Source organism: Pedobacter sp. UYP24 (assembly GCF_054057295.1).
In genome coordinates this window covers 1-21079 of sequence record NZ_JBSRZD010000013.1, presented here as the reverse complement: position 1 = coordinate 21079, position 21079 = coordinate 1, and the positions used below count along the sequence as shown (strand labels likewise).

21 protein-coding genes are annotated in these 21079 nt (G+C 37.5%); 8 read left to right on the top strand and 13 right to left on the bottom strand.

The window, feature by feature from the left end:
- Nucleotides 1-2 precede the first annotated feature (2 nt).
- The 4 genes from ACVWYN_RS16905 (at nt 3) to ACVWYN_RS16890 (ending at nt 4652) form a co-directional block, all read left to right on the top strand.
- Nucleotides 3-1358, top strand: a complete 1356-nt coding sequence (locus tag ACVWYN_RS16905) for an APC family permease (RefSeq protein WP_457290063.1) — start codon at nt 3-5, stop codon at nt 1356-1358.
- Between the two features lie 32 nt (nt 1359-1390).
- On the top strand, nt 1391-2740 hold the full coding sequence (locus tag ACVWYN_RS16900) for an MFS transporter (RefSeq protein ID WP_457290062.1): 1350 nt from the start codon (nt 1391-1393) through the stop codon (nt 2738-2740).
- Nucleotides 2741-2846: 106 nt separating this feature from the next.
- The gene (locus tag ACVWYN_RS16895; RefSeq protein WP_457290061.1) at nt 2847-4217 is read left to right on the top strand and encodes a DEAD/DEAH box helicase; all 1371 of its coding nucleotides are present in this window, start codon (nt 2847-2849) and stop codon (nt 4215-4217) included.
- Between the two features lie 216 nt (nt 4218-4433).
- A complete protein-coding gene (locus ACVWYN_RS16890) occupies nt 4434-4652 on the top strand; it encodes a hypothetical protein (RefSeq protein ID WP_457290060.1) in 219 nt (72 codons plus the stop codon).
- 208 nt (nt 4653-4860) lie between these two features.
- Here the strand turns inward: ACVWYN_RS16890 and ACVWYN_RS16885 are convergent, their stop codons facing one another.
- From ACVWYN_RS16885 to ACVWYN_RS16835, 11 genes are all read right to left on the bottom strand, one after another.
- The gene (locus tag ACVWYN_RS16885; protein ID WP_457290059.1) at nt 4861-6099 is read right to left on the bottom strand and encodes a class I SAM-dependent methyltransferase; all 1239 of its coding nucleotides are present in this window, start codon (nt 6097-6099) and stop codon (nt 4861-4863) included.
- A 1-nt stretch (nt 6100) separates the two neighbouring features.
- Nucleotides 6101-6907: a DUF1365 domain-containing protein gene (locus ACVWYN_RS16880; protein WP_457290058.1), complete on the bottom strand. Its 807-nt coding sequence runs from the start codon at nt 6905-6907 to the stop codon at nt 6101-6103.
- 6 nt (nt 6908-6913) lie between these two features.
- Nucleotides 6914-8158, bottom strand: a complete 1245-nt coding sequence (locus ACVWYN_RS16875; RefSeq protein WP_457290057.1) for an NAD(P)/FAD-dependent oxidoreductase — start codon at nt 8156-8158, stop codon at nt 6914-6916.
- Nucleotides 8158-9192, bottom strand: a complete 1035-nt coding sequence (locus tag ACVWYN_RS16870) for an SAM-dependent methyltransferase (RefSeq protein ID WP_457290056.1) — start codon at nt 9190-9192, stop codon at nt 8158-8160. The genes ACVWYN_RS16875 and ACVWYN_RS16870 overlap by 1 nt, the downstream gene beginning before the upstream one ends.
- Before the next feature lie 108 nt (nt 9193-9300).
- On the bottom strand, nt 9301-10089 hold the full coding sequence (locus ACVWYN_RS16865; RefSeq protein ID WP_457290055.1) for a DUF1295 domain-containing protein: 789 nt from the start codon (nt 10087-10089) through the stop codon (nt 9301-9303).
- Nucleotides 10089-10427 (bottom strand): DUF1475 family protein, encoded by a 339-nt coding sequence (locus tag ACVWYN_RS16860; protein WP_457290054.1) that lies wholly within the window; start codon nt 10425-10427, stop codon nt 10089-10091. Before ACVWYN_RS16860 ends, ACVWYN_RS16865 begins: the two co-directional genes overlap by 1 nt.
- Before the next feature lie 2 nt (nt 10428-10429).
- Nucleotides 10430-11158 carry an acyl-CoA desaturase gene (locus ACVWYN_RS16855; RefSeq protein WP_457290053.1) on the bottom strand — a complete coding sequence of 243 codons (729 nt, stop codon included), beginning with the start codon at nt 11156-11158 and terminating at the stop codon, nt 10430-10432.
- 38 nt (nt 11159-11196) lie between these two features.
- Nucleotides 11197-11694, bottom strand: coding sequence for a phosphoheptose isomerase (locus ACVWYN_RS16850; RefSeq protein WP_457290052.1), 498 nt, complete (start codon nt 11692-11694; stop codon nt 11197-11199).
- A 115-nt stretch (nt 11695-11809) separates the two neighbouring features.
- Complete coding sequence (locus ACVWYN_RS16845) at nt 11810-12406, bottom strand: hypothetical protein (protein ID WP_457290051.1); 597 nt, start codon at nt 12404-12406, stop codon at nt 11810-11812.
- A gap of 154 nt (nt 12407-12560) precedes the next feature.
- Nucleotides 12561-12923, bottom strand: coding sequence for a response regulator transcription factor (locus ACVWYN_RS16840; protein ID WP_457290050.1), 363 nt, complete (start codon nt 12921-12923; stop codon nt 12561-12563).
- 54 nt (nt 12924-12977) lie between these two features.
- Entirely contained in the window at nt 12978-14300 is a 1323-nt protein-coding gene (locus ACVWYN_RS16835) for an alpha/beta hydrolase (protein WP_457290049.1), read from the bottom strand.
- A 113-nt stretch (nt 14301-14413) separates the two neighbouring features.
- Here ACVWYN_RS16835 and ACVWYN_RS16830 point away from each other — a divergent pair, with 113 nt between their 5' ends.
- Complete coding sequence (locus ACVWYN_RS16830) at nt 14414-15751, top strand: MutS-related protein (protein ID WP_457290048.1); 1338 nt, start codon at nt 14414-14416, stop codon at nt 15749-15751.
- Nucleotides 15752-15803: 52 nt separating this feature from the next.
- On the opposite strand, the gene ACVWYN_RS16825 is transcribed toward ACVWYN_RS16830, so the two are convergent.
- Nucleotides 15804-15980, bottom strand: coding sequence for a histone H1 (locus ACVWYN_RS16825; RefSeq protein ID WP_457290047.1), 177 nt, complete (start codon nt 15978-15980; stop codon nt 15804-15806).
- Between the two features lie 620 nt (nt 15981-16600).
- On the opposite strand from ACVWYN_RS16825, the gene ACVWYN_RS16820 reads away from it, so the two are divergent.
- Genes ACVWYN_RS16820 through ACVWYN_RS16810 form a run of 3 tightly spaced genes read left to right on the top strand, consistent with a single transcriptional unit; the run spans nt 16601 to nt 20864 of the window.
- On the top strand, nt 16601-16972 hold the full coding sequence (locus ACVWYN_RS16820) for a BlaI/MecI/CopY family transcriptional regulator (protein WP_457290046.1): 372 nt from the start codon (nt 16601-16603) through the stop codon (nt 16970-16972).
- Nucleotides 16969-18672, top strand: coding sequence for a M56 family metallopeptidase (locus ACVWYN_RS16815; protein WP_457290045.1), 1704 nt, complete (start codon nt 16969-16971; stop codon nt 18670-18672). The genes ACVWYN_RS16820 and ACVWYN_RS16815 overlap by 4 nt, the downstream gene beginning before the upstream one ends.
- A 29-nt stretch (nt 18673-18701) precedes the next feature.
- Complete coding sequence (locus ACVWYN_RS16810; protein WP_457290044.1) at nt 18702-20864, top strand: M56 family metallopeptidase; 2163 nt, start codon at nt 18702-18704, stop codon at nt 20862-20864.
- On the opposite strand, the gene ACVWYN_RS16805 is transcribed toward ACVWYN_RS16810, so the two are convergent.
- The coding region (locus tag ACVWYN_RS16805) for a winged helix-turn-helix transcriptional regulator (RefSeq protein ID WP_457290043.1) at nt 20861-21079 on the bottom strand (219 nt) is incomplete at its 5' end. The genes ACVWYN_RS16810 and ACVWYN_RS16805 overlap by 4 nt on opposite strands.

The window sequence follows — 21079 nt, the reverse complement described above, 5'->3', positions numbered from 1 at the left end:
CCATGGAATCAAAAAAACAGCTTTCTCTTTTCGACTTGTCCATGATAGTTGTTAGCCTGGTTATAGGCATGGGAATTTTCAGAACTCCCGTTAACGTTGCCAAGGCTGCACAGATTCCGGAGCTGTTTTTCCTGGCTTGGATTGTTGGCGGTTTCATCGCCCTATGCGGTGCTTTATCGTATGCGGAGATTGGTTCCAGGTTTCCCGTAACGGGGGGTTATTACAAGATCTTCTCAGAATTTTACCACCCCTCAATTGCTTTCGCCATCAACTGTATCATTGTAGTTTCTAACGCAGGGTCGGTAGCTGGGGTGGCGCTTATTGGCGCCGAGTATTTTAGCAAAGTGATTTTACCATTAGAAATGCAGACGGAAACCTGGCGGATCATTATTGCTGCAATAACTATCCTTTTGTTTTACTTCCTAAACCTCTTTGGATTGAGGGTAAGCTCTAAAACACAGAATGTACTTTCCATTATTAAAATGGTTATGGTGATCACGCTAGTCGGCGCCATATTTGTTGGAGCAGGACCTGAAACTGCTGCGCCGGTTTTTAAAACGGCAACCGGACTTGCTCCCAATTGGTTCGACTATGGAAAGGCATTAGGCGTATGCCTCATTGCCATCTCCTTTACTTATGGAGGATATCAGCAAACCATTAATTTTGGGGGCGAGATTAAAAATGCGAAAAGGATCTTGCCACGCGGCATCATTATCGGACTGGCAATTATCATTACCTTATATCTTGCTATCAATTATGCGTATGTAAACGTAATTGGTTTTCAACAGCTTAAATCATCAGAAAGCATCGCAGCAATACTTGCGGGCAAAATATTCGGACCAGTAGGTTTTACTTTATTATCTGGATTGATCTATCTTTCTGTATTGGGCTATGTAAATGTAAATCTACTCAGCAACCCAAGGGCTATGTATGCCATGGGCGAGGAAAAAGCACTCCCCGCTATATTCATTAAAAAAAGCAAGAAAACAGATGTGATGTATGTTAGCCTCACTGTATTTGCAATCATTGCCATTCTTACGCTATTTTATGCGCAAACATTTGATAAGATTTTGAATTATACCATCTTTTTAGATTGTATTGGTATGGCCACCTCTGTTGCCACTATTTTTATGTTAAGGAAACGTACTGCTCATCTGGATAAAACGACCATTTTTACGATGAAATTATATCCTTTACTGCCTCTTATTTTTATTGCAGCTTACTTGTTTGTGGCGGTAAGTATTTATAGTGATGACCCCGAAGCGGCCATAAATGGCTTGCTTATTTTTGTTGTCTTTATTATTATATATTTTATCAATCGTTTTTTTAATAAATCTAAAGCAAAGCATTCAATTTGATTACCTTAGTTGCACCTACCTCTATTTAACCGATGCCAATAAAGCAGCTCCCATTAAGAAAACAAATTGCCTATGCATCAGGTATGATGGGCTGGAGTATGATGAGTAATATCATCATTGTGATGTTGCCCTACTTTTATTTGCCGCCAAACAATTCCGGATTAACACCACTTGTTCCGCAATTGCTGGTTTTCGGCGCTTTTAATATCTTATCGCTTATAGCGGCTTCGGGCAGGTTATTTGATGCCATTTACGACCCATATATTGCATCTGTTAGCGATGGGAGTAAAAACCCTAAGGGGCGCAGAATTCCCATTATGAAATATGCCATCTTACCGGCAGTCATCTTTTGTTCCTTAGTCTTCTACCCCATCGTAAAAGGAGAAAGTTTGATAAACGGATGGTGGCTAGCGTTTGTCCTGGCAGGTTTCTTTATTTCTGTAACCACTTATATCATCCCTTACAATGCCTTGTTGGCCGAGCTTACGCATACACCAGAGCAAAAAGTTAAGCTCTCAACCTATCAGCAGGTTGGATTTGTAATGGGTATGATTGTGGCTGCGCTGGTAAACAATTATGCAGACCTGATCCAGACTTATTTTGGCGTTGCAGATAGATCGCTGGCCCTGCAATACACCATTTGGATCTTGAGTATTTTTGCTGGCCTGGTAATGATCCTTCCGGTAATCTTTATAAAAGAAAAAGACTACACAGAAGCTAAACCCACCCATATTGCGCTGCTCCCGGCTATAAAAAATACATTTCGAAATAAGAACTTCAAGTATTACCTGATTTCAGATTTTGCATACTACATCGCACTAAGTATTATTTCCAGCGGATTACTGTTCTTTGTTACTGTACTACTGAAACTGCCGGATTCTGACGGCGGCAAGTTTATGGGTGTTATGGTTCTGCTATCGCTACTGTTCTACCCATTTATTAATTATGGCGCCAAAAAATTTGGTAAAAAGAGCTTAGTATTATGGGCCTTTGTAGTGCTGTGTTTGATATTTGTAACCATCTATTTTCTTGGCAAACTTCCATTCCCACCTGCAATGCAGATGCTGATCCTGGTTATGATGGCCTCCTTTCCATTGGCGGCATTAGGTATTTTGCCAAATGCAATACTTGCTGATATAGCGCAACAAGATACTTTAGAGACAGGGGAAAATCATGAGGGAATGTTCTTTGCAGTAAAGTATCTTTTTGTTAAACTAGGACAAACAATGGGTATTGCCATATTTGCTATGTTAACGGTTTATGGTAAAGATCCCGGAGACGATTATGGCCTACGTTTAAATGGCGTAGTAGGCTTTGTACTTTGTGTGCTGGCATTACTATTCTTTAGCCGGTTTAAAGAACCAAAACTACCTGTCATATAAGCACATAACTATAAATAAACCAGAAAAGCAAAAACCGAAAGTATTGCGTACCTTTGTGCCCAGAGCGAAAACTAAGGCTCTTATTATACATTAAATACACGTACAATTGTTATTCGAAGAATTAAACCTGATTGAGCCTATTTTAAAAGCGCTGCAAACAGAAGGTTACACACAACCAACCCCAATACAAGAACAATCTATCCCGAGCATATTACAAAAGAAAGATCTTTTAGGCTGTGCCCAAACTGGTACCGGTAAAACTGCTGCCTTTGCAATTCCAATGCTGCAGTTGCTATCCAAGCCCCATACCAACACCAAGGTACATAAATCCATTAAGGCGCTGGTATTAACCCCAACACGGGAACTGGCCATACAAATTGAAGAAAGCTTCAAAGCTTATGGTAAAAATCTGCCAATCCGTCATTTAGTGATCTTTGGCGGAGTTGGACAGAAAGCACAAACTGATGCATTACAAAGGGGCGTAGATATTCTGGTAGCTACTCCTGGTCGCCTTTTAGACTTGATGAACCAAGGTTTTATTAACCTAAAGGATGTGGAGATATTTGTACTTGACGAGGCAGACAGGATGCTGGATATGGGTTTTATTCATGATGTTAAGAAAGTAATCTTGAAACTTCCTACTATCAGACAAACCTTGTTTTTCTCGGCTACTATGCCAAAAGAAATCCAGTCACTTGCTGATACCATTTTAAGAAACCCGGTAAAAGTTGAAGTTACACCAGTATCTTCAACAGCTGAAAAAATACAGCAGCAGATCTTTTTTGTGGAGAAAAATGACAAGAAAGACCTATTACTGCACCTTTTAAAAGATAAGACTATTGAAACCGCACTTGTTTTTGCACGAACTAAACATGGTTCTGACCGTATTGTTAAGGATCTTATTAAAGTTGGTATAAAAGCAGAAGCAATACACGGCAATAAATCACAAAATGCGCGACAAAGGGCATTGTCTAATTTCAAAGCTAAAATAACACGTATCCTGGTAGCAACAGACATCGCTGCCCGCGGTATTGATGTTGATGAGCTGGCACATGTAATCAATTACGAATTACCTAATGTTCCCGAAACTTATGTGCATAGAATTGGCCGTACTGGTCGTGCAGGATTAAGCGGAACTGCCTTCTCTTTCTGCGATCCTGAAGAAAAAGAATTTCTTGATGATATTGAAAAGCTAATTGGCCTAAAAATACCTGTTACTGAAGATCATCCTTATGCAATGAGCTGGCAAAGCTTACTTAGCGGAGCTGCAGCAGCTAAGGCTCAAGGCAAAGCCAAACCTAACAGAGGAGGAGGAGGAAGATCTGAGCGTAATGCAAGGCCGGCAGCCGGAGGGGGTGCTACTAAGCCAAATGGAGCAAGACCAGAAAGGACTGAAAGACAACCTAATCTTAGTGGTGCCAAAAGAAATCCTAATAGCGGAAGCAGACGCTGGAGTAGCAAAAAAACGTCTAGCTAATTGTAAAAAATAGACCGTTCTGTTCTAAGTCTGCATAATTGCGCTGAAAAAGCGCAAAGACGCTAGGTCTTCTCACAGAAGGTATATTTTATTACCGATCAGCTCCGAAATAAGTAATCTGAAAAAGGAAGCAATAAATTGCTTCCTTTTTTTTTTTTAATAGACGTTAGTTTAAAACAAGTATCTCAATCTCGTGTTCTATCAATAAATAAAACTATGATTACTCCAGAAAACCAAATCCCGTTAGACGATTCTAACACATCAGAAAGCGAAGATCAACAAAGCCAAAAAGACATCCATTCTAATGGATTTGAGGAAACTTCTGTTGCATCCGAAGAAGATGATAGTTCAGGTGATATTGAACGTTTGGAACAAGCTTCAGAAGCATCAGAGCCATCTTATACTTTGAACCTAGGCGACGATAAAAAAGAGTGATATGATGCTTCTCGCTTGGCAGGTTAAGTAACTAAAAACTTCCCTTCTTCGCTTTGCAGTTTAAAGTGATATCAAACTTCCCCCATTTGCCTTGCTAAAGATAAAATTACTATTGCTCAGAGAAGGCCTAGCGTCATTGCGCTTTTTCAGCGCAATTATGCAGACTTCGAAGAGTAATACTTAATTTTTCCTAGTAAACAATCTTCAATTATCTTGCAGTGTTATTAGGCCTGGCATACACCATTTGCATTACATTGATATTCCTCATTTCAAATGCCGCTTCGCAATAATTAAAGTAATAACGCCATTTTCTAATAAACCTATCATCATAACCCAGTTCCTTAATCTCAGCAACATTCTGATTGAACTGCTCATACCACAACCGCAAAGTTTTTGCATAATCTAATCCAAGATCTTTCAAATCTACCATGGTAAGTTCACTGGTCTTATTGATGGATTGATTAATCTTTGCTACAGATGGAAGTAACGATCCAGGAAAGATATGCTTCTGAATCCAATCTACACCTTTGCGAAGGCTGTCATAACGAGAATCCGGACTAGTTATCACCTGGAAAGCAAAAATACCATCAGGCTTAAGCAGGCTATTTACTTTAGAAAAATATTCCTCATAATAATTGTGCCCCACAGCTTCCAGCATTTCAATAGATACAATCTTATCAAACTCACCGGTAAGATCGCGGTAATCCATTATAATCACCTGTACTTTGTCAGTTAAACCTTCAGCTGCCACACGCTCAGCAGCCATTTTCTGCTGCTCTATTGATATGGTTACAGAGGTAACCTTACAACCATAATTCTTGGCCATGTAGATCGCATTCGCGCCCCACCCACTACCAATTTCCAATACATGATCCGTTTCTTGCAGATGAAGCTGATCACAAAGACGTTGATATTTCGCATACTGTGATTCCAATAAAGACACCCCCTCCTTAAAAAAATAACCGCTGGAGTAAGTCATCGTAGAATCAAGGAAAGTTGCAAAAAACTCATTGCTCAAATCGTAATGCTCAGAAATATTCTTCTGCGACCCAGATATGCTGTTGGACCTGCCATTATGGTAGATCCTATTTAACCATTTAAACAAATTTAATGAAAGTGCTTTCCCTTTGCTACCCGATACAGAAGGCGCATTGTCTACATTCAAAAGCACCCATTTTATTAATTTAGTAATATCATTCGTATACCACAAACCATCCACATAGGCCTCACCAAAACCTATATCACCATAAAGCACCAAAGCCTTAAAAAATTCATCGTACTTGATATGGATTTCTGCTTTTAGTTTAGCGTGCTCATCACCAATCTGAATAAACTCCCCACCGGGAAGCGTTACCTCCAGGCAGCCTTTAGTCATTTTACTAAGGGTGCGGAGCACGGTATTTTCATAAAAGCCAGACCTCTTTTTGGCTATAGTTAACGCTTGCATATTACTTAGTTTGCGGTTTATATGGTTTATATACGTCCTTTTGAAGTATCTGGTTTGCAGTTTTCTTGTGAAAAGAGAATTTTTTACGCCATAACAAAAAAGCCTGCCAGTGTATCAACCACATCACTCTCAATGGTATAAGCGGTATTAAGAAGAAATATCGTAATAAATTCCAATCATTTAGCGTTTTACTTTCTCCTATTAGTGTACTCAAAAAGAACCTATTACCTTCTTTATCATAATCATCTATCCTGATATCCAGTTTTTCGGCAGGAATATGGAGGTTAAAATCAAAAGAAGTATCCAAATCTATAAACGGAGATACATAAAAGTACTTGTCGGCACGTTGTCTAAAAGCGTCTTTATCCAAGTCATCTTTGCCGATAAAAAACATTTTCATTTCATGGAAAGTATTGCTGATCTCTACTACGGCACACAAAGGCTGTTCGGCCTCATCAAAGCAAAAATAGAAGGATACGGGGTTAAAATTATAGCCCAAAACAGAAAGGTTTGTCAATAGCATTACCCTTCCCAAACCCAATACAATATTATGGCCCACTAAATATTCCGTAAGTTGCTCCCGTACACTTTTTGTCGTATCAGGGTTATCCTTTGGAAGCTGCAGATGGTCTTTATTCCTGAAATTAAATAAATTGAATTTATTGAAGCTGAACCATTTTAGCTTGCCAGACAACTGCTCTATCTCATCCAAGTCAAGATAAAACATGTATACGTTGTACCAAAAACTATGTTTCTTTGGCGACAATCTGTTGTGCATTACTTTGCAGATGTAGAGCGAGGAGTTCATGTTATACTACAAAAGTTTACATAATTCTACCGCACTTGCATAGGCATCTTCATGAAAGCCATATTTAAAATAGCTACCGCAATAATAGATAGGCCCACCCTGATTTAACAGATGAAGTTCATTCTGTGCCTGCATGGCGGGTACATCAAACAAAGGATGCTCGTAATCTATAGTTTTAATAATTTTACTGGCATCTAATTGTTCTGAAGGATTAATGGATACAAAGTAGTTCTTCTTTTTAGAAACTTGCTGAAGTTGGTTCATCCAATAAATAGTGCTGGGCACTAATTCAGTTCCTTTCTTTTCTACCCTGTAATTCCAACTGCTCCAGGCCAGTTTCTTTTTAGGCATAAGCGCCTCGTCAGTATGTAAAACTGCTTTATTTGGCTGGTATTTGAACTTGGATAGCAACCGTTCTTCATTGGGAGTCTTACTGTTCACAATTTGATAGGATTGATCAGCATGGCAAGCCATTATTACCTTTTCGTAAACATGTTCTGTACCGTCTGCTAGCTTAACGGCAACTTTGCCATCAGCCATCCTGCTTACTTCAATTGCTTTTTTATTAATCTGTATCCTGTCCTTAAAGGGCTTTATCAGCAGTTCTCTATAAGCCTGACTACCCTTATCTAACGTAAACCATTGATGCTGGCTATCTAAACCAAGGAAACCGTGATTTTTAAAAAACCTGATTAGCGATACCGCAGGAAAATCAAGTATTTGTTCCATTGGAGTAGACCATACTGCCGAACTCATCGGGATCAGGTATTTCCAAAGCATATCCTGACTATAGCCAAAATCCTTTATATACCTGCCTATTGAATAATCTGCATACTCAGGCTTGTCTAAAATATCTACACTCTCCTTATTGAAACGGTTGATTTGCATCAGCATCTTAATAAAAGAAGGATTGAAGATATTGCGACGCTGCGCAAAAAGATGGTTCATACTTGATCCGCTATACTCCAAATTATCAGGAAGATACTGGACGCTGAACGACATATCTGTTTTTTTTACAGGGGCTTTTATCTCATCAAATAGCTTAGTCAAGTTAGGATAAGTCTGGTAATTAAACACCATAAACCCAGTATCGATATAAACAGGCTGGCCATCTTCGTCTACCGTAACGGTATTGGTATGCCCACCTACGTAGTCCAGTTCCTCATAAAATGTAAGGTCGTATTTCTGATGCAGGAAATGGCCACAACCCATACCTGCCACACCTGTTCCTATAACAGCTACCTTCTCCATTATGGTTGGTTCTTTTTAAACAGGTAATGACAAACCATCCACTCGTTCCCTTCATCATAACCAAATAGCTCTGCACATGAAAGGTAAAATAAACGCCAGTAAACCCACCACTTAACCGCATCATCTTTGCCGTAAGTTTGCTCAAAAACACGCATAATCTCTTTTTTATGCGCATCCATATTACTTAACCAGGCTTCTGAGGTTTTGGAATAATGCATTCCATTTACTACCCACATCTGATCAACCCTGAGGTCATCATTAAAATAAAACAGCAAGTGGTTTGAAGGCATAATCCCTCCTGTAAAAAAATATTTACTCATCCAGTCTGTTTCATCCTTAACCTCAAATTTGTAGGCCAGGGTTTTGTGTGTAAAAATGTGAACGAACAGCTTACCATCTTCCTTTAAAAAGGAAGCCACTTTGCTTAGCAATAACTTGTAATTGCGCATGTGTTCAAACATTTCTACCGATACCACACGGTCAAACTGCTGAAGGATCTGAAAGGTATTCATATCTGCAGTGATCACAGTCAGGTTACTAATCCCTCTTTCTCTTGCTGCATTATCTATATAAGCTTTTTGCGTGGTAGAATTAGAAACTACCGTAAAGCGACTGCCGGGGTATTTGGCCGACATAAAAAGAGATAGCGACCCCCATCCGCAGCCCAACTCTAAAACGTCTTGTCCGTCTTGCAACTCCGCGCGGTTACAGGTAAGCTCCAGCATATCAGCTTCTGAGGCATCAATATCAGAAACACCTTCGCGCCAATAACCACTAGAATATTTTAGATGTTTACCTAAGCAATACTGATAAAATATAGTTGGAACTTCGTAATGCTGCTGATTTGCATCAGCGGTATTGATGGCAATTGGAGAATTCTTGAGCTCATCCAGTAAATCGTTAAAAGCATTTTGCTGCAATTCAACATCAGATAAAGTTTCGTCTGCTAAACGCTGCTTTAAAAGTTTTCTAATGCCTTGTCTTAATATAAAATCAGGAAGTTTGTTTTGTTCAATTAAAGAATCATACCACATTTAGCTGGAAGTTTTAAATCGTAAGTCTAGGTTATTATTTTGTATGCGATCAAAAAATAATGTACGCATAATAAACTATACGTTTTTCCTAAATATAAAGATTTACTTTCAGCTCTTTTTAAACCAAGGAACAAAAACACTGGTGGTTTTCTGATACTTACGGTATTTATCGCCTTTAGATCTCAATGATTGTTCTTCTGTAGCAGGTATACCGGTAACTTTGAACAGCAAATAAAGGATTATAGCCGGACTAAGCACTGCAATCCAACCAAGTGGTGCAGTTAATGCAAATAGAAAATAAGCCATCCACATTAAAGATTGGAAAAAGTAATTGGGATGCCTTGAATAATTCCATAAGCCAATATCACAAACCTCTCCTTTATTCTTTGGGTCCTTTTTAAACTGGTCAAGTTGCCAGTCTGATATTGCTTCTCCAACAACGGCAACCAACCATATCCCTATTGCAATATATTCCAACACATTAATTTGTGGCTCCTTATTAAAAGCAATTAAGAAAAAAGGTGCGGAAAGTAATACATTAGAAATCCCCTGAAACTGGAAGAACATGAAAAATTTAAAGTCTTCTTTAGGAGCCCATTCCTTTCTAAGCTGCTCGTACCTGCCTTCCTCTTTATCGAGGTGGCCTATAACTCTTCTCCAGAGGTGAATACCGAGCCTTGAACCTGCGATGAACACCATGCCGCAAATGAGCAGTTTACGCAGCTCGAATCCATCAGCAAGAAAATATAATAGTACAGCAACGACAGGAAAATTGAATGACCAAAATACATCAACAACACCTGCGTTGGTTATCCGCTTTGCCCATACCCACACTGCAGCCATTATTAAGCAACAGGCAGCCAAACATATCAATATGGTAACAAGGAGGCTCATCATTAATTCTTGTTATTGATCAATTCCTTAACGCCTTCACCGGGTTTAAGTTTGAACAATTGGATAAGCATGTACACACAGGTACCAATGCTTCCCAGGCAAAATAACAAGACTAGCCAAAGAATTTTAATAGCGATGTTACTTTCCTTATAAATTACCCATAGGTAAATTACGAACAGATTGGCGTAAAAGTCCCAAAGCGTTGCGCGCATCCAGGGGATACTACCTAGAAAATCCCAGTCTTTAAAAAGATTACTTTCCATACTCGTTGTAACCACCTGATAGGTAACCCATACCAGGATAACGGAAAATACAACCTTTAAAAAGGTAATGATGTTCATAACTATGTTTTTCTTATCCTGATGATGTGCATCCAATGCATAACTTTCATGATTGGGTAGGTAGGATCAAACTCGTACCATTTAGAAGCAAAATTCGGACTATTAGGCTTCTTGTGGTGGTTATTTTGAAACAGCTCTCCCATCATTAGAAAATCTAATGGCAAAGAGTTTTTACTATGGTCATTATTATCATGGTTGGAATAACCGTATTTATGACCACACCAATTTACAATAGCACCATGTAAAGGACCCATTAAAAAGTGGATAGGTAACAAAAGAAACATCCACCAGGCAGTTGCAAAGGTTACATAGAACCAGATGTAAAAACTGATAAAAAGGAGTCTTGTAACCCATGAATCTCCAATTTTATCAATAATAGGCCATGAAGGATAGTTGTCTCTAAACTGTTCTTCAGGTTCATGATTATACTTGGAATAGTTAAGATAAATGTTCTTGGTTTGAATCATCATTCCCCAAACGTCCTTCACAAAATGAGGCGAGTGTGGATCCCTTTCTGTATCACTGAACGCATGGTGCATCCGGTGCAAAATGGCATAAGCACGCGGGTTCAGAAATGATGAACCTTGTGACAAAAATGTAATGGTATAAAAGAACTTCTCCCAGAAGCCATTCATTTTAAACATCTTATGCGATGCATAGCGATGTAGAAAAAATGTCTGTGAGAAAAGAGAAAGAAACCAATGTAATAGAAAAAATAATAAAATGATCATATATGATATTAACGAAGAATATAAGTGATTAGATGTGTTTATCTTCCAAAATCATCCTGAACCCTTACGATATCACTCTCATCAGATGGATTATCAGGATCAGTATGTTGCCAAATTTCGGAGACAATACCCCAGTCGTCCAGACCCACTAAACGGTGCCTTTCACCTTGCTTTAATTTGATAGATTGACCAGGAGCAAGCTTTTTCAATTCACCTTCTACATCCGTATCACTAGTAATAACACCTACTGTACCATTTACCACTTGCCATATTTCGGCACGGCGATGATGATACTGCCACGAAAGCCTGGTATTAGGAGCAACTATTAAAATCTTAGGGCTCAGTTTACCTGATATCCTTAATTCTTCTACATTTAAACCTTCAAAATACACATTGGCAAATTGTTGGGCCTGGTCTTCATCTATAACAAAAAAACCACCCCACGGACGAGTTTCATCACGGTTTACAACATTAAAACCTTCAATCTTAAGGCGTTGTGCTACGCCTTCAAATATTTCTTTTTTCTGATCTGACATTTTATAACAATATTATTTAATTCCCAAACTTAGGCAAAACTGACATAGTTTCCGTTACCAACACTAAAAAAAATTATAACTGATTGATAAAAACAAGTACCTAATTATACAAACATCAAACGTTCCTTGAAAGTTTGTCAATATCTAGTAAATCCTGATTTAAATAGTGGATCAGATCGTATAACAGAGAAATGTTTTTATCATCTGATGGCACTTCTTCCATACAAAAATCGGAGTAACGCTCCAGAAACTCGTCATAAATCTCAACTGGAACATCTATTACTTTTAAATCCAGCTGGCAAGTTACATGGTACAGCAGCTGTGCAATGCAAAAATAAACCGTATTTAGGTTTTCCACCAAATCTTCATAAGAATTGTTTTCCCAGTTGATGATATAAACATAGTAATTATCAGAAGCCAGCTGATTGAAATCATCATTTTCCATTACCTCCAGCTCATCAAGGTTGTTGATCAGGTAATAGGTTTTCATACACCTGATCACACGTTCTGCAGATACAAGAATCAACTGTATAATTGGATCATCCACACTTTCCAAAAGTTCGAAATCATCCGGATCAATAGTATCTGCCTCAACCAATCCTTTCAGATCTGAAAGGTCTTTCTCAAATGCCAGCAAAAAGCCATTCTTCGATAGCTCATTAATAATGAATCCTAAAGTATGGGGTACAGAACCTATTATTGAATCTTCCAAAGCATTGAATTTAGTTTACCTGACTCCTATATGGATAAAAGTTAATCGCCTTTCAGTAATTTACCAAATAAAAACTTAATGTACAACTTCACTTCTGGCCAATAAAAAAGTCCTGATCATGCAATCAGGACTTTTTATTACACATTAAAGTCTGCTATTTAGACAATTGTGCATTTATACGTTTTACTATATAATCAATATCAAAAGGTTTACTGATGTAATCATTTGCACCAGCATCTAAACTAATTTGCTTATTCTGATCGTTGGCAGACATTACAATAATTGGAATATGTTTGGTAAAAACATCTCCTTTTAAATCTTTACAAATACTTGCTCCGTCCCCGTCAGGAAGCATCACGTCTAATATAAATAGATCAGGGACAGAGTCCTTAAGTTTGCTTTTTAGTTCAGCAAACGTTGACGAAAGTTGTAATTCATAACCTTCATCTTTAAGCAACACCCCAATAATGTATCTTATATCTTCGTCATCTTCAAGTACATGTATTCTTTTAATCATAATTGATCTTGTTTTTATGTGGATTTGTTCTAATTACTAGCAACAACTTTGCCACTATTTCATTTTAATCCATGTTGCCAGATCATCGATCAGCAAAGCCGAAACATTCGCAGGTTTCTGATATTGTTCCATCGTGCCCTTTTCAGTCTGAGAACTCAACAAATGATTTAAATCCGGATAAGATTTTAATGCTACGTTTTTCCTTTTACCTAATGCAGTACTCCACAGGTTGAAATCGGCCATAGACACTTGGAAATCCATACCGCCCTGTGCAACAAAGATGCGTTGCTTCGTTAATTTTTTAGCGGTCTCTACCTGATTGTACTTATTAAGATCTATCCAGTATGATGCCGGTAAACCAAGCAAAATTGAATCTGCTTTAATGGTTGTACCTAAACTTAATATTCTTGATTTCGCAAATTCTACAGTCGCCTCTTCCATCATCTTCTTTCCTTCTGCAGTCGTGTCTTTTGCAAGAGCAAACATGTAATTATTTTGTTCTATTATAATGTCTGTCAATTTTCTTGCTGGTGCTGCAAGCAATATAATCCCACTCAAATCAGGCGCCATACTGGCTATACGTGGTGCAAGCATACCACCCAAACTATGGCCCAATACAAAAAGCCTTTTTTTATCTGCACCAGGCACTGTTCTGGCGAGCGCAACGGCGGCCATCGCGTCATCTAAAACTTCTTCTTTAACCGTAAATGCACCAACAAATTCCTTCTGATAAATAATGGTACGTTTAACATACCTGATGCTGGCAATCCCTTTGGAAGCAAGTCCGGTTGCCAGATCTCTTAGCGGTCTGTTTGTTCCAACTGTACCATCCATATCACTCGGACCAGAACCATGTACCAATACTACAAGCGGATAGTTTACCGCCTTTTTGGGTGTAGTCAATATTCCCACCAAACTATGCTTATCAGCTTTTACGTAGATCTCCTTTTCACTATATAAGGTTGTATCTGCATAAGCAGGATTAATGTATGTTGCCGAAGCAGATCTTGGCTGTACCCTCATGCCAATAATTTTTTCAGCTTTATTAAAAGCCAGAATAAAGTTCTGAATATCATTGGCAAATTTCCCTTCTACTACCAGTACATATACATCCCCCTCAACCGCCTTACTGCTCAATACGTTTATAGATTGCAGTTTGCCCAGTTTTCCTGTAATTGTACCCCACATTCCCTGAAACTTATCTATAGGTGCCTGTGTCTGGAAAGACGGATCAAAAAAAGCATACGCTTCTTCGTATTTTTCAGACCCCATCAGGACAAAAAAATCATCGGCCTTGGCAAAAAGGTTTAGCATTCCCTGAGAAAATGCAGATGTTGTGCACAACAATGTTATAAATAAGACAAAAATCTTTTTCATGAACTTTATACGGTGGTTTTTTATTAAAAATTAGATTATCAAAGCTAACAAAATTTAATAAGTATATTCCCGCAGCAATAACAGATCTCGACTACAAAACCCCTAGCAAAAGCATGAAATTTAGCATCGACCAGCAATCTCTAAGGGATCTCAATATTTTCACTTCCACTGCAGATGCTATGCCCATTATTAAATTATTTAGATTAACCAAAACGTTAGGTGGCAGGGAGATGCTCCATGAAATGATGAACTCCCCATCGGCCGATATAAATTTCCTTGAAAACCGGATTGCAACAATTCAATATATTAAAGACCAAAAACTAAGTTTAGCCATCAGCTCTGACCAACTTGACCTTATTGAGCATTACCTAAAATACGATAAAAACTTTTTAAGAAACAACATCATCGACTCCTCTCTAGATTTCATTAAGAACAAAATCCATTTGGGGGTAAGTTATTATACCATTACAACCGGCATAAAATACATCATCAAACTAACCGAAACGCTACGCCAATACATCCAAACCATAAAAGAGAGCGATGCCCCAAAAGGAATAAAATTGCATGCAGAAAATATAGAAAAAATACTGGAATTACCCCTCGTTAGAAAAACGACCACCATACCATTCTCTAAACTCAGGTTTTATCACATCAATAAGATTGATGGGCTGGTCAGAAAAAAACTCCAAAAAGATTTAAGAGTTTTGTTAAGGTTAGTCTATGAGCTTGATGTTTATGAGGCCCTGGCATATATTATGGAAACAAAGGGTATGTGCTTACCCACCTATTCTGCAAGCGAAACATTATCTGTTTCCATTAAAGGCGTTTACCATCCAGAAATTAAAAATGCGGTAGTAAACGATATAGAAATTGATCAGCACAACAACATGACCTTTCTCACCGGATCAAATATGGCAGGCAAGTCGTCCTTTCTAAAAGCGGTAGGCCTGTCTGTTTACCTTGCTCATATTGGCTTCCCTATTTTTGCAAATCAAATGACAACCACTGTCTTCAACGGAATGATTACCACTATAAATTTGCCAGATAACCTTACAAACGGACTTAGCCATTATTATAGTGAAGTTAAAAGGGTAAAAGAAACGGCAACAAAGCTCATTGAAGACAAAAAGATTTTTGTCATTTTCGATGAATTGTTTAGGGGAACTAATGTTAAAGACGCTTTTGATGCCTCATTACTAATTATTTCAGAACTCACCAGCATAAGGAATTCTGCATTCTTTATCTCCACACACATTGTTGAACTGGCAGAAGAATTAACCAAATACCAAAATGTAAGCTTTAAATACATGGATACGTTCTTTAGAGAGGAACGCCCTGTGTTCACTTATAAACTCGTTAACGGAATTTCAAAAGAGAGAATAGGCATGTACATTGTAAAAAACGAGGGTATTGTAGAAATTATCCGCGAAGCGGTTAAAAATCAGCAATAACAAAGCGGGATTACCCTTTCGAATAATCCCGCTTTATTAAAAGTAAAAGTACTTATTTACTATTTTTTGTCTCTGTAACTTCTGTACGAATTTCTTGAGCTAGATTTTTTAAATCTTGCATACCTTTTCTTACTCTGGTACCCGCTGCACCGTTTCCTGAATTGTAAAATTTAGTTGCATCTGCTTCGATTGATGCTACCAGTTCTTTTAGTTTTGTGAATTTTTCCATGTTAATTTTTTATAAGTAATTCGAATATAGTTTTTTATCATTAAAACAAAATAATTAATGCGCTTAAATTGTCTTTTTTTTATCCCATCATCCTAATTTGTTAAACAAATAGATAAAATAGTTAAACAATTAGGACTAAACTCCCTTAACTGTGCGCTAAACATAAGGTTGCAAAACATAGGCCACAGTTTTACTCCTACTAAATAATTGGTTCAATCAGCCTATACTCACAATCCAGTCATCCTATTACCAAATTCCTAGAAACGACTTATAAAAAACTAATAAACAAGTAATAAAAAACGTGGTTGGAATATCCTTGCAATATCGTTGAAATATCATTGAGATATCCTTGCAATATTCCTAGGATAACTGAACCATAACGAAAGGATAACTAAAGGATATTTTAATTAAGTTATTTATCAGTTGTTTATTAGTTTTTTATAAGTTTTCACTAGCAGGATGTGTGCTTTCAGTGGTAACTGAATCCCTAACCGTTACTTTCTTTGCTTTTCTAACTGGCAATGGATGGTAAAAAAATATATTAACATTAAACTAACAAGTTAGTTGCGGAACTAAAATATTAGTTTTATCTTAGCCCTACAGTAAACCAAAAGACAACAATGAAAGAACTAACAAAGGCAGAGGAACAGATTATGCAAGTGCTGTGGGAAATAAAAAAAGGATTTGTTAAAGATGTGCTGGCGCATCTTCCTGAACCTAAGCCCGCCACTACTACGGTATCCACCATCATCAGGATTTTGGAGGGCAAAGGTTTTATTGATCACGAAGCTTTTGGAACTACCCATCAGTACTTTCCTATTGTAGGTATTGAGACGTATAAAGAATTCGCTGCCGGAAAATTGCTCAACTCCTATTTCGGCAATTCTGTTGAGAAGATGTTTTCGTTTTTTATAAAACAAGAAAAGGTAGACCTTAAAGAGGCTGATGAAATATTAAAATTGATTGAAAACCTTAAAAAGACCCAAAAATGAACGGAATCGCTTATATGATCCAGGTAAACTTATACTTGATACTTTTTTATGGGCTATACATCGCATTGCTCCGTAAGGAGACTTTTTTTAAAATGAACCGCTTTTATTTGGTTGGATCAGCCATGTTATCTCTAGCAATTCCTTTATTTAATTCAGCTTGGGTTCAGGCTTTTTTTGTAACCGACCAAGTTCATCATTTAACACAAACCTTTAACACCATTGTAAATAGCAGTACACTAGTTACTACAGGTACTTATGAAATAACAACTACTGCCAACCAGCTTGAATTTGGATTAGCAACCTGGGTTGCAATTATCTACAGCACGGTAACACTGTTGCTTTTACTTAACTTCTTAAGAAAGCTGTATGCAGTAAACCTGTTGTTAAAATCTGGAAGCAATGGAAAAGCATTCTCTTTCTTCAACAAAATAGCAATTGATGAAAAGATGGAAGGAAAAGACACCATTCTGGAGCATGAGCTCGTCCACGTAAGGCAATGGCATTCTGCTGATGTGCTTTTCTTTGAAATTCTAACCGCTATTAATTGGTTTAACCCAATCAGTTATGCCTACAAAAAATCTATAAGTAACATTCATGAATTTATAGCTGATGAAACAGCGGCCTCATCACTTAAAGACAAAGCGGCGTACGCGATGCTGTTAGTTTCAAACTCGTTCAACACACAACCTGAACACTTAACTAATAATTTTTATAATAAATCTTTACTAAAACGCAGACTCATCATGTTAAACAAAAACAAATCAAAAAAGGTGGCCATTCTGAAGTATGGCCTTACTGTACCGCTATTTGCTGTAATGATCATTTTTTCATCTGCAACTGCTGCCGGAAAAAGGGTAATTAATGCTATTGAAGAAACTACCGCGCCCGCATTAGAAAGTCAATCCAACACAGAGCTAGAACCCCTAATAGAAACGGAGCAAATGGATCTTAAAGTTAACGTACCTAAAATTAGGCTTACAAATGAGCCAATTAAAGACTCAATTAAAATTGAATCCCCAATTGTTAAAGTCGGCCATCAAACTAACATTACAAAAATGCTGGATTCGATTGATGGCACACGCCCCAAAAACCTCGTTAAGTATATAAGCCTATTCTTTAAAGGTAGTTCCCTAGATTTAAAAGAAGGGACAGTTTATTATAGTTTTGATGTATCAAAAGGCAAAAAAATCAGCAACATTCAAATCATTCGGTCAATTGATTCGGATTGGGAAAAAAATTTATTATCTTATCTTAGAACATTTAAAGACACAGTAAGTCTGGCTGAAGGTAGTTATAACTTTTTCCAGGGTATCGCCTTCTTTGATTTAAATGACCCAGTAAGAGCTACTGGTACCATTTTTATTCCAAAACCAGGACAGCCCGCATTAAAATTCTTATTCGGTAGTACTATAACTTCCAGCATAACCATTTCTACAGCTGACGAAACGAAAGAAGAGGCTGGAAAAATAGTTAATTATATTAAAGTAGATTATATTAAAAATCCTATAATTCTGGTTGATGGAAAAATTGCAAAATATAAGATAACAGATAAGGGATTTAGACTAGACGAAACGATATATCCTAAACATTTCGATACAAAGGTTTATAGAGGTGACAAAGCTGTGGCTAACTATAACGAGAGTGCGAGAAAGGGATTAATCGTAATTACTACATATCCATCAACTCCCCAAAAAGACTAACCAAATATATAACTCTTAACCCACCAAATATGAACGCCTTAACTTATCTCATTCAGGTAAACCTTTACCTGGTCTTGTTCTACGGAATATACCATTTGATTCTCCGCAATGAGACGTTCTTTAAAATGAACAGGTTTTATTTGGTAGATTCAGTACTATTATCACTGGGTATTCCATTATTGAGGATGGAGTGGATTAAAGATCTTTTTATAACGGAGAAGATTTATCAAGCTACACAAACACTGAGCGATAATTTAAACAATGTTGTAATTGAAAATCCGGTTCTGATAAACAACTCGATTTATTCCAGCTCTTCCATTGAAAACATAAAAGATACAACCCCAGCATTAACTACGCATCAAGTATTTTGGATCATTTACCTGAGCATCACCATTGTGCTTTTTCTTAATTTTTTAAGAAAATTATATCTGGTAAACCGTGCCTTAAAAGGCGACATGCAGAATCAGGCTTTTTCTTTTTTTAATAAGGTGGTTGTTGATGAACAGCTGAAAGGGAAAGAAACAATAATTGACCACGAGATGGTGCACGTTAAGCAATGGCACTCATTAGACGTAATCTTTTTTGAGCTATTTGCAGTTTTTAATTGGTTGAATCCAATCTCCTACGCTTATAAAAAAGCGATTAAGAACATACATGAATTTATTGCTGACGAAACCGCAGCGTCAACCTTAAATGACAAAACGGAATACGCAATGCTGTTGGTATCCAACGCCTTTGGTACACAACCACAAAAATTAACAAACAGTTTCTATAACGACTCACTATTAAAACGAAGGATTATCATGTTAAATAAAAATAAATCCAGAAAGACCGCCATGCTGAAGTATGGACTCTCTGTACCCCTATTTGCCCTTATGGTTATTTTTTCATCGGCCTCGATTGAAAAGTCGGCAACTGCAGAAATGATTGCAGGCAAAATAGTAGAAAATATGCCGACCTTAGTTCATGCCATTACAGATGATGCTGTTACAGAGGATCCTGCTGCTAATCGTCTGGCTCCTGCCAAAAAGCTATTGGCTGCTCCCGATCAGAAAATGTCGACCAAGAAGCCTGAAACGAACGTAATTGAGGATTCAAATGACGCTGAATTGGGAAAAGTAGTAGATTATTTTAAAAGGTCAACGAAGTTTCCTGTTGTAGTTCAGGAAAGTAAAATTGTAGGGAATACATATATCTCTTTTAATCTCGACGGGAATGGTTTTCTTAAAAACCCGGTTATTATTAAGGCAATGAACAGCATTATAGCGGATGAACTGATGAGGGTAATGGAAAACGCTCAACCATTTGGCACTGGTGTATCGGGCAAATATCTACTTCCTATTAAGTTTTCTCTGAACATTGGAGATAAAGATGCATATATGCCTTTTGATTATGCAAAAGACACCATTGACTTCGCAAAATATATGGGCTATCAAAAGCTAAGTGATATTACTATAATAGGATATATACGTAAATCTACTTCTCCCCCCCTTGCAGAAATCGTTACTGAAATGTCAGCAGGGACTAAAACAGATGGAGTACGGCCACTTATTAATGTAAGAACTTACGTCAAAAATAGCCCTACAGACAAAATGCTTGAACATTTAGGGAAATTTCAAGCCAAATCAACATTCCCTAAAACACCTTATGGCAAAACGGATTTAAAAGAAAGAATCGTAAAAATTGCATTTGATGTATCTGTCGACAAAAAACCTGGAAATTATCGGATTATAGATTCCGATAAGACCAGCTGGGGAAATGAATTAGTAGCACACTTCAACTTGTTTACCGATACAGTGGGCTTAGCTCCGGGAAGCTATTATTTCTATAAAAAAACAGGGTATGGGCCTGTTGATAGAGAAGAGAAAAAAATAACATCGCCAAAAGGATTTAAATTCGCTTTTGGTAGCTCCGAAAACGGAACTATAACTTATACGAGTACGGAAGAAAAAGAAGGCGATGTAATGAAAATATATAATTACATACTTATCCCCTATCTGAAAAAACCAGTGATCCTAGTTGATGGAAAAGTAGCCATTTATAAAACAACAAAGAAAGGTTTCAAACTTTCGGAGACCATATATCCGCAGCAGGCAGACATAAAAGTATACAAGGGTAATAAAGCAGTAGAAAACTATAATGAAAGTGCCAGGAAGACAGGACTTGTTGTAATAACAACAAAACAACTCTAGAACTGACTACTTTCTACCCTTGCCCATAAAACCATTGCATCCAAAATTGGCGTTAGCAACTCTCCAGACCTAGTTAAACTGTACGTCACAATAGGCGGAACCACAGGTTCCGCCTTTCTGTTGTCTATAACGGTGATACTGGGCCAGCGAAAACGGATGATAGCGGGCCAGTCATTACGGTAATCAACGGGCCACTTTTCATGTACAATTATAAG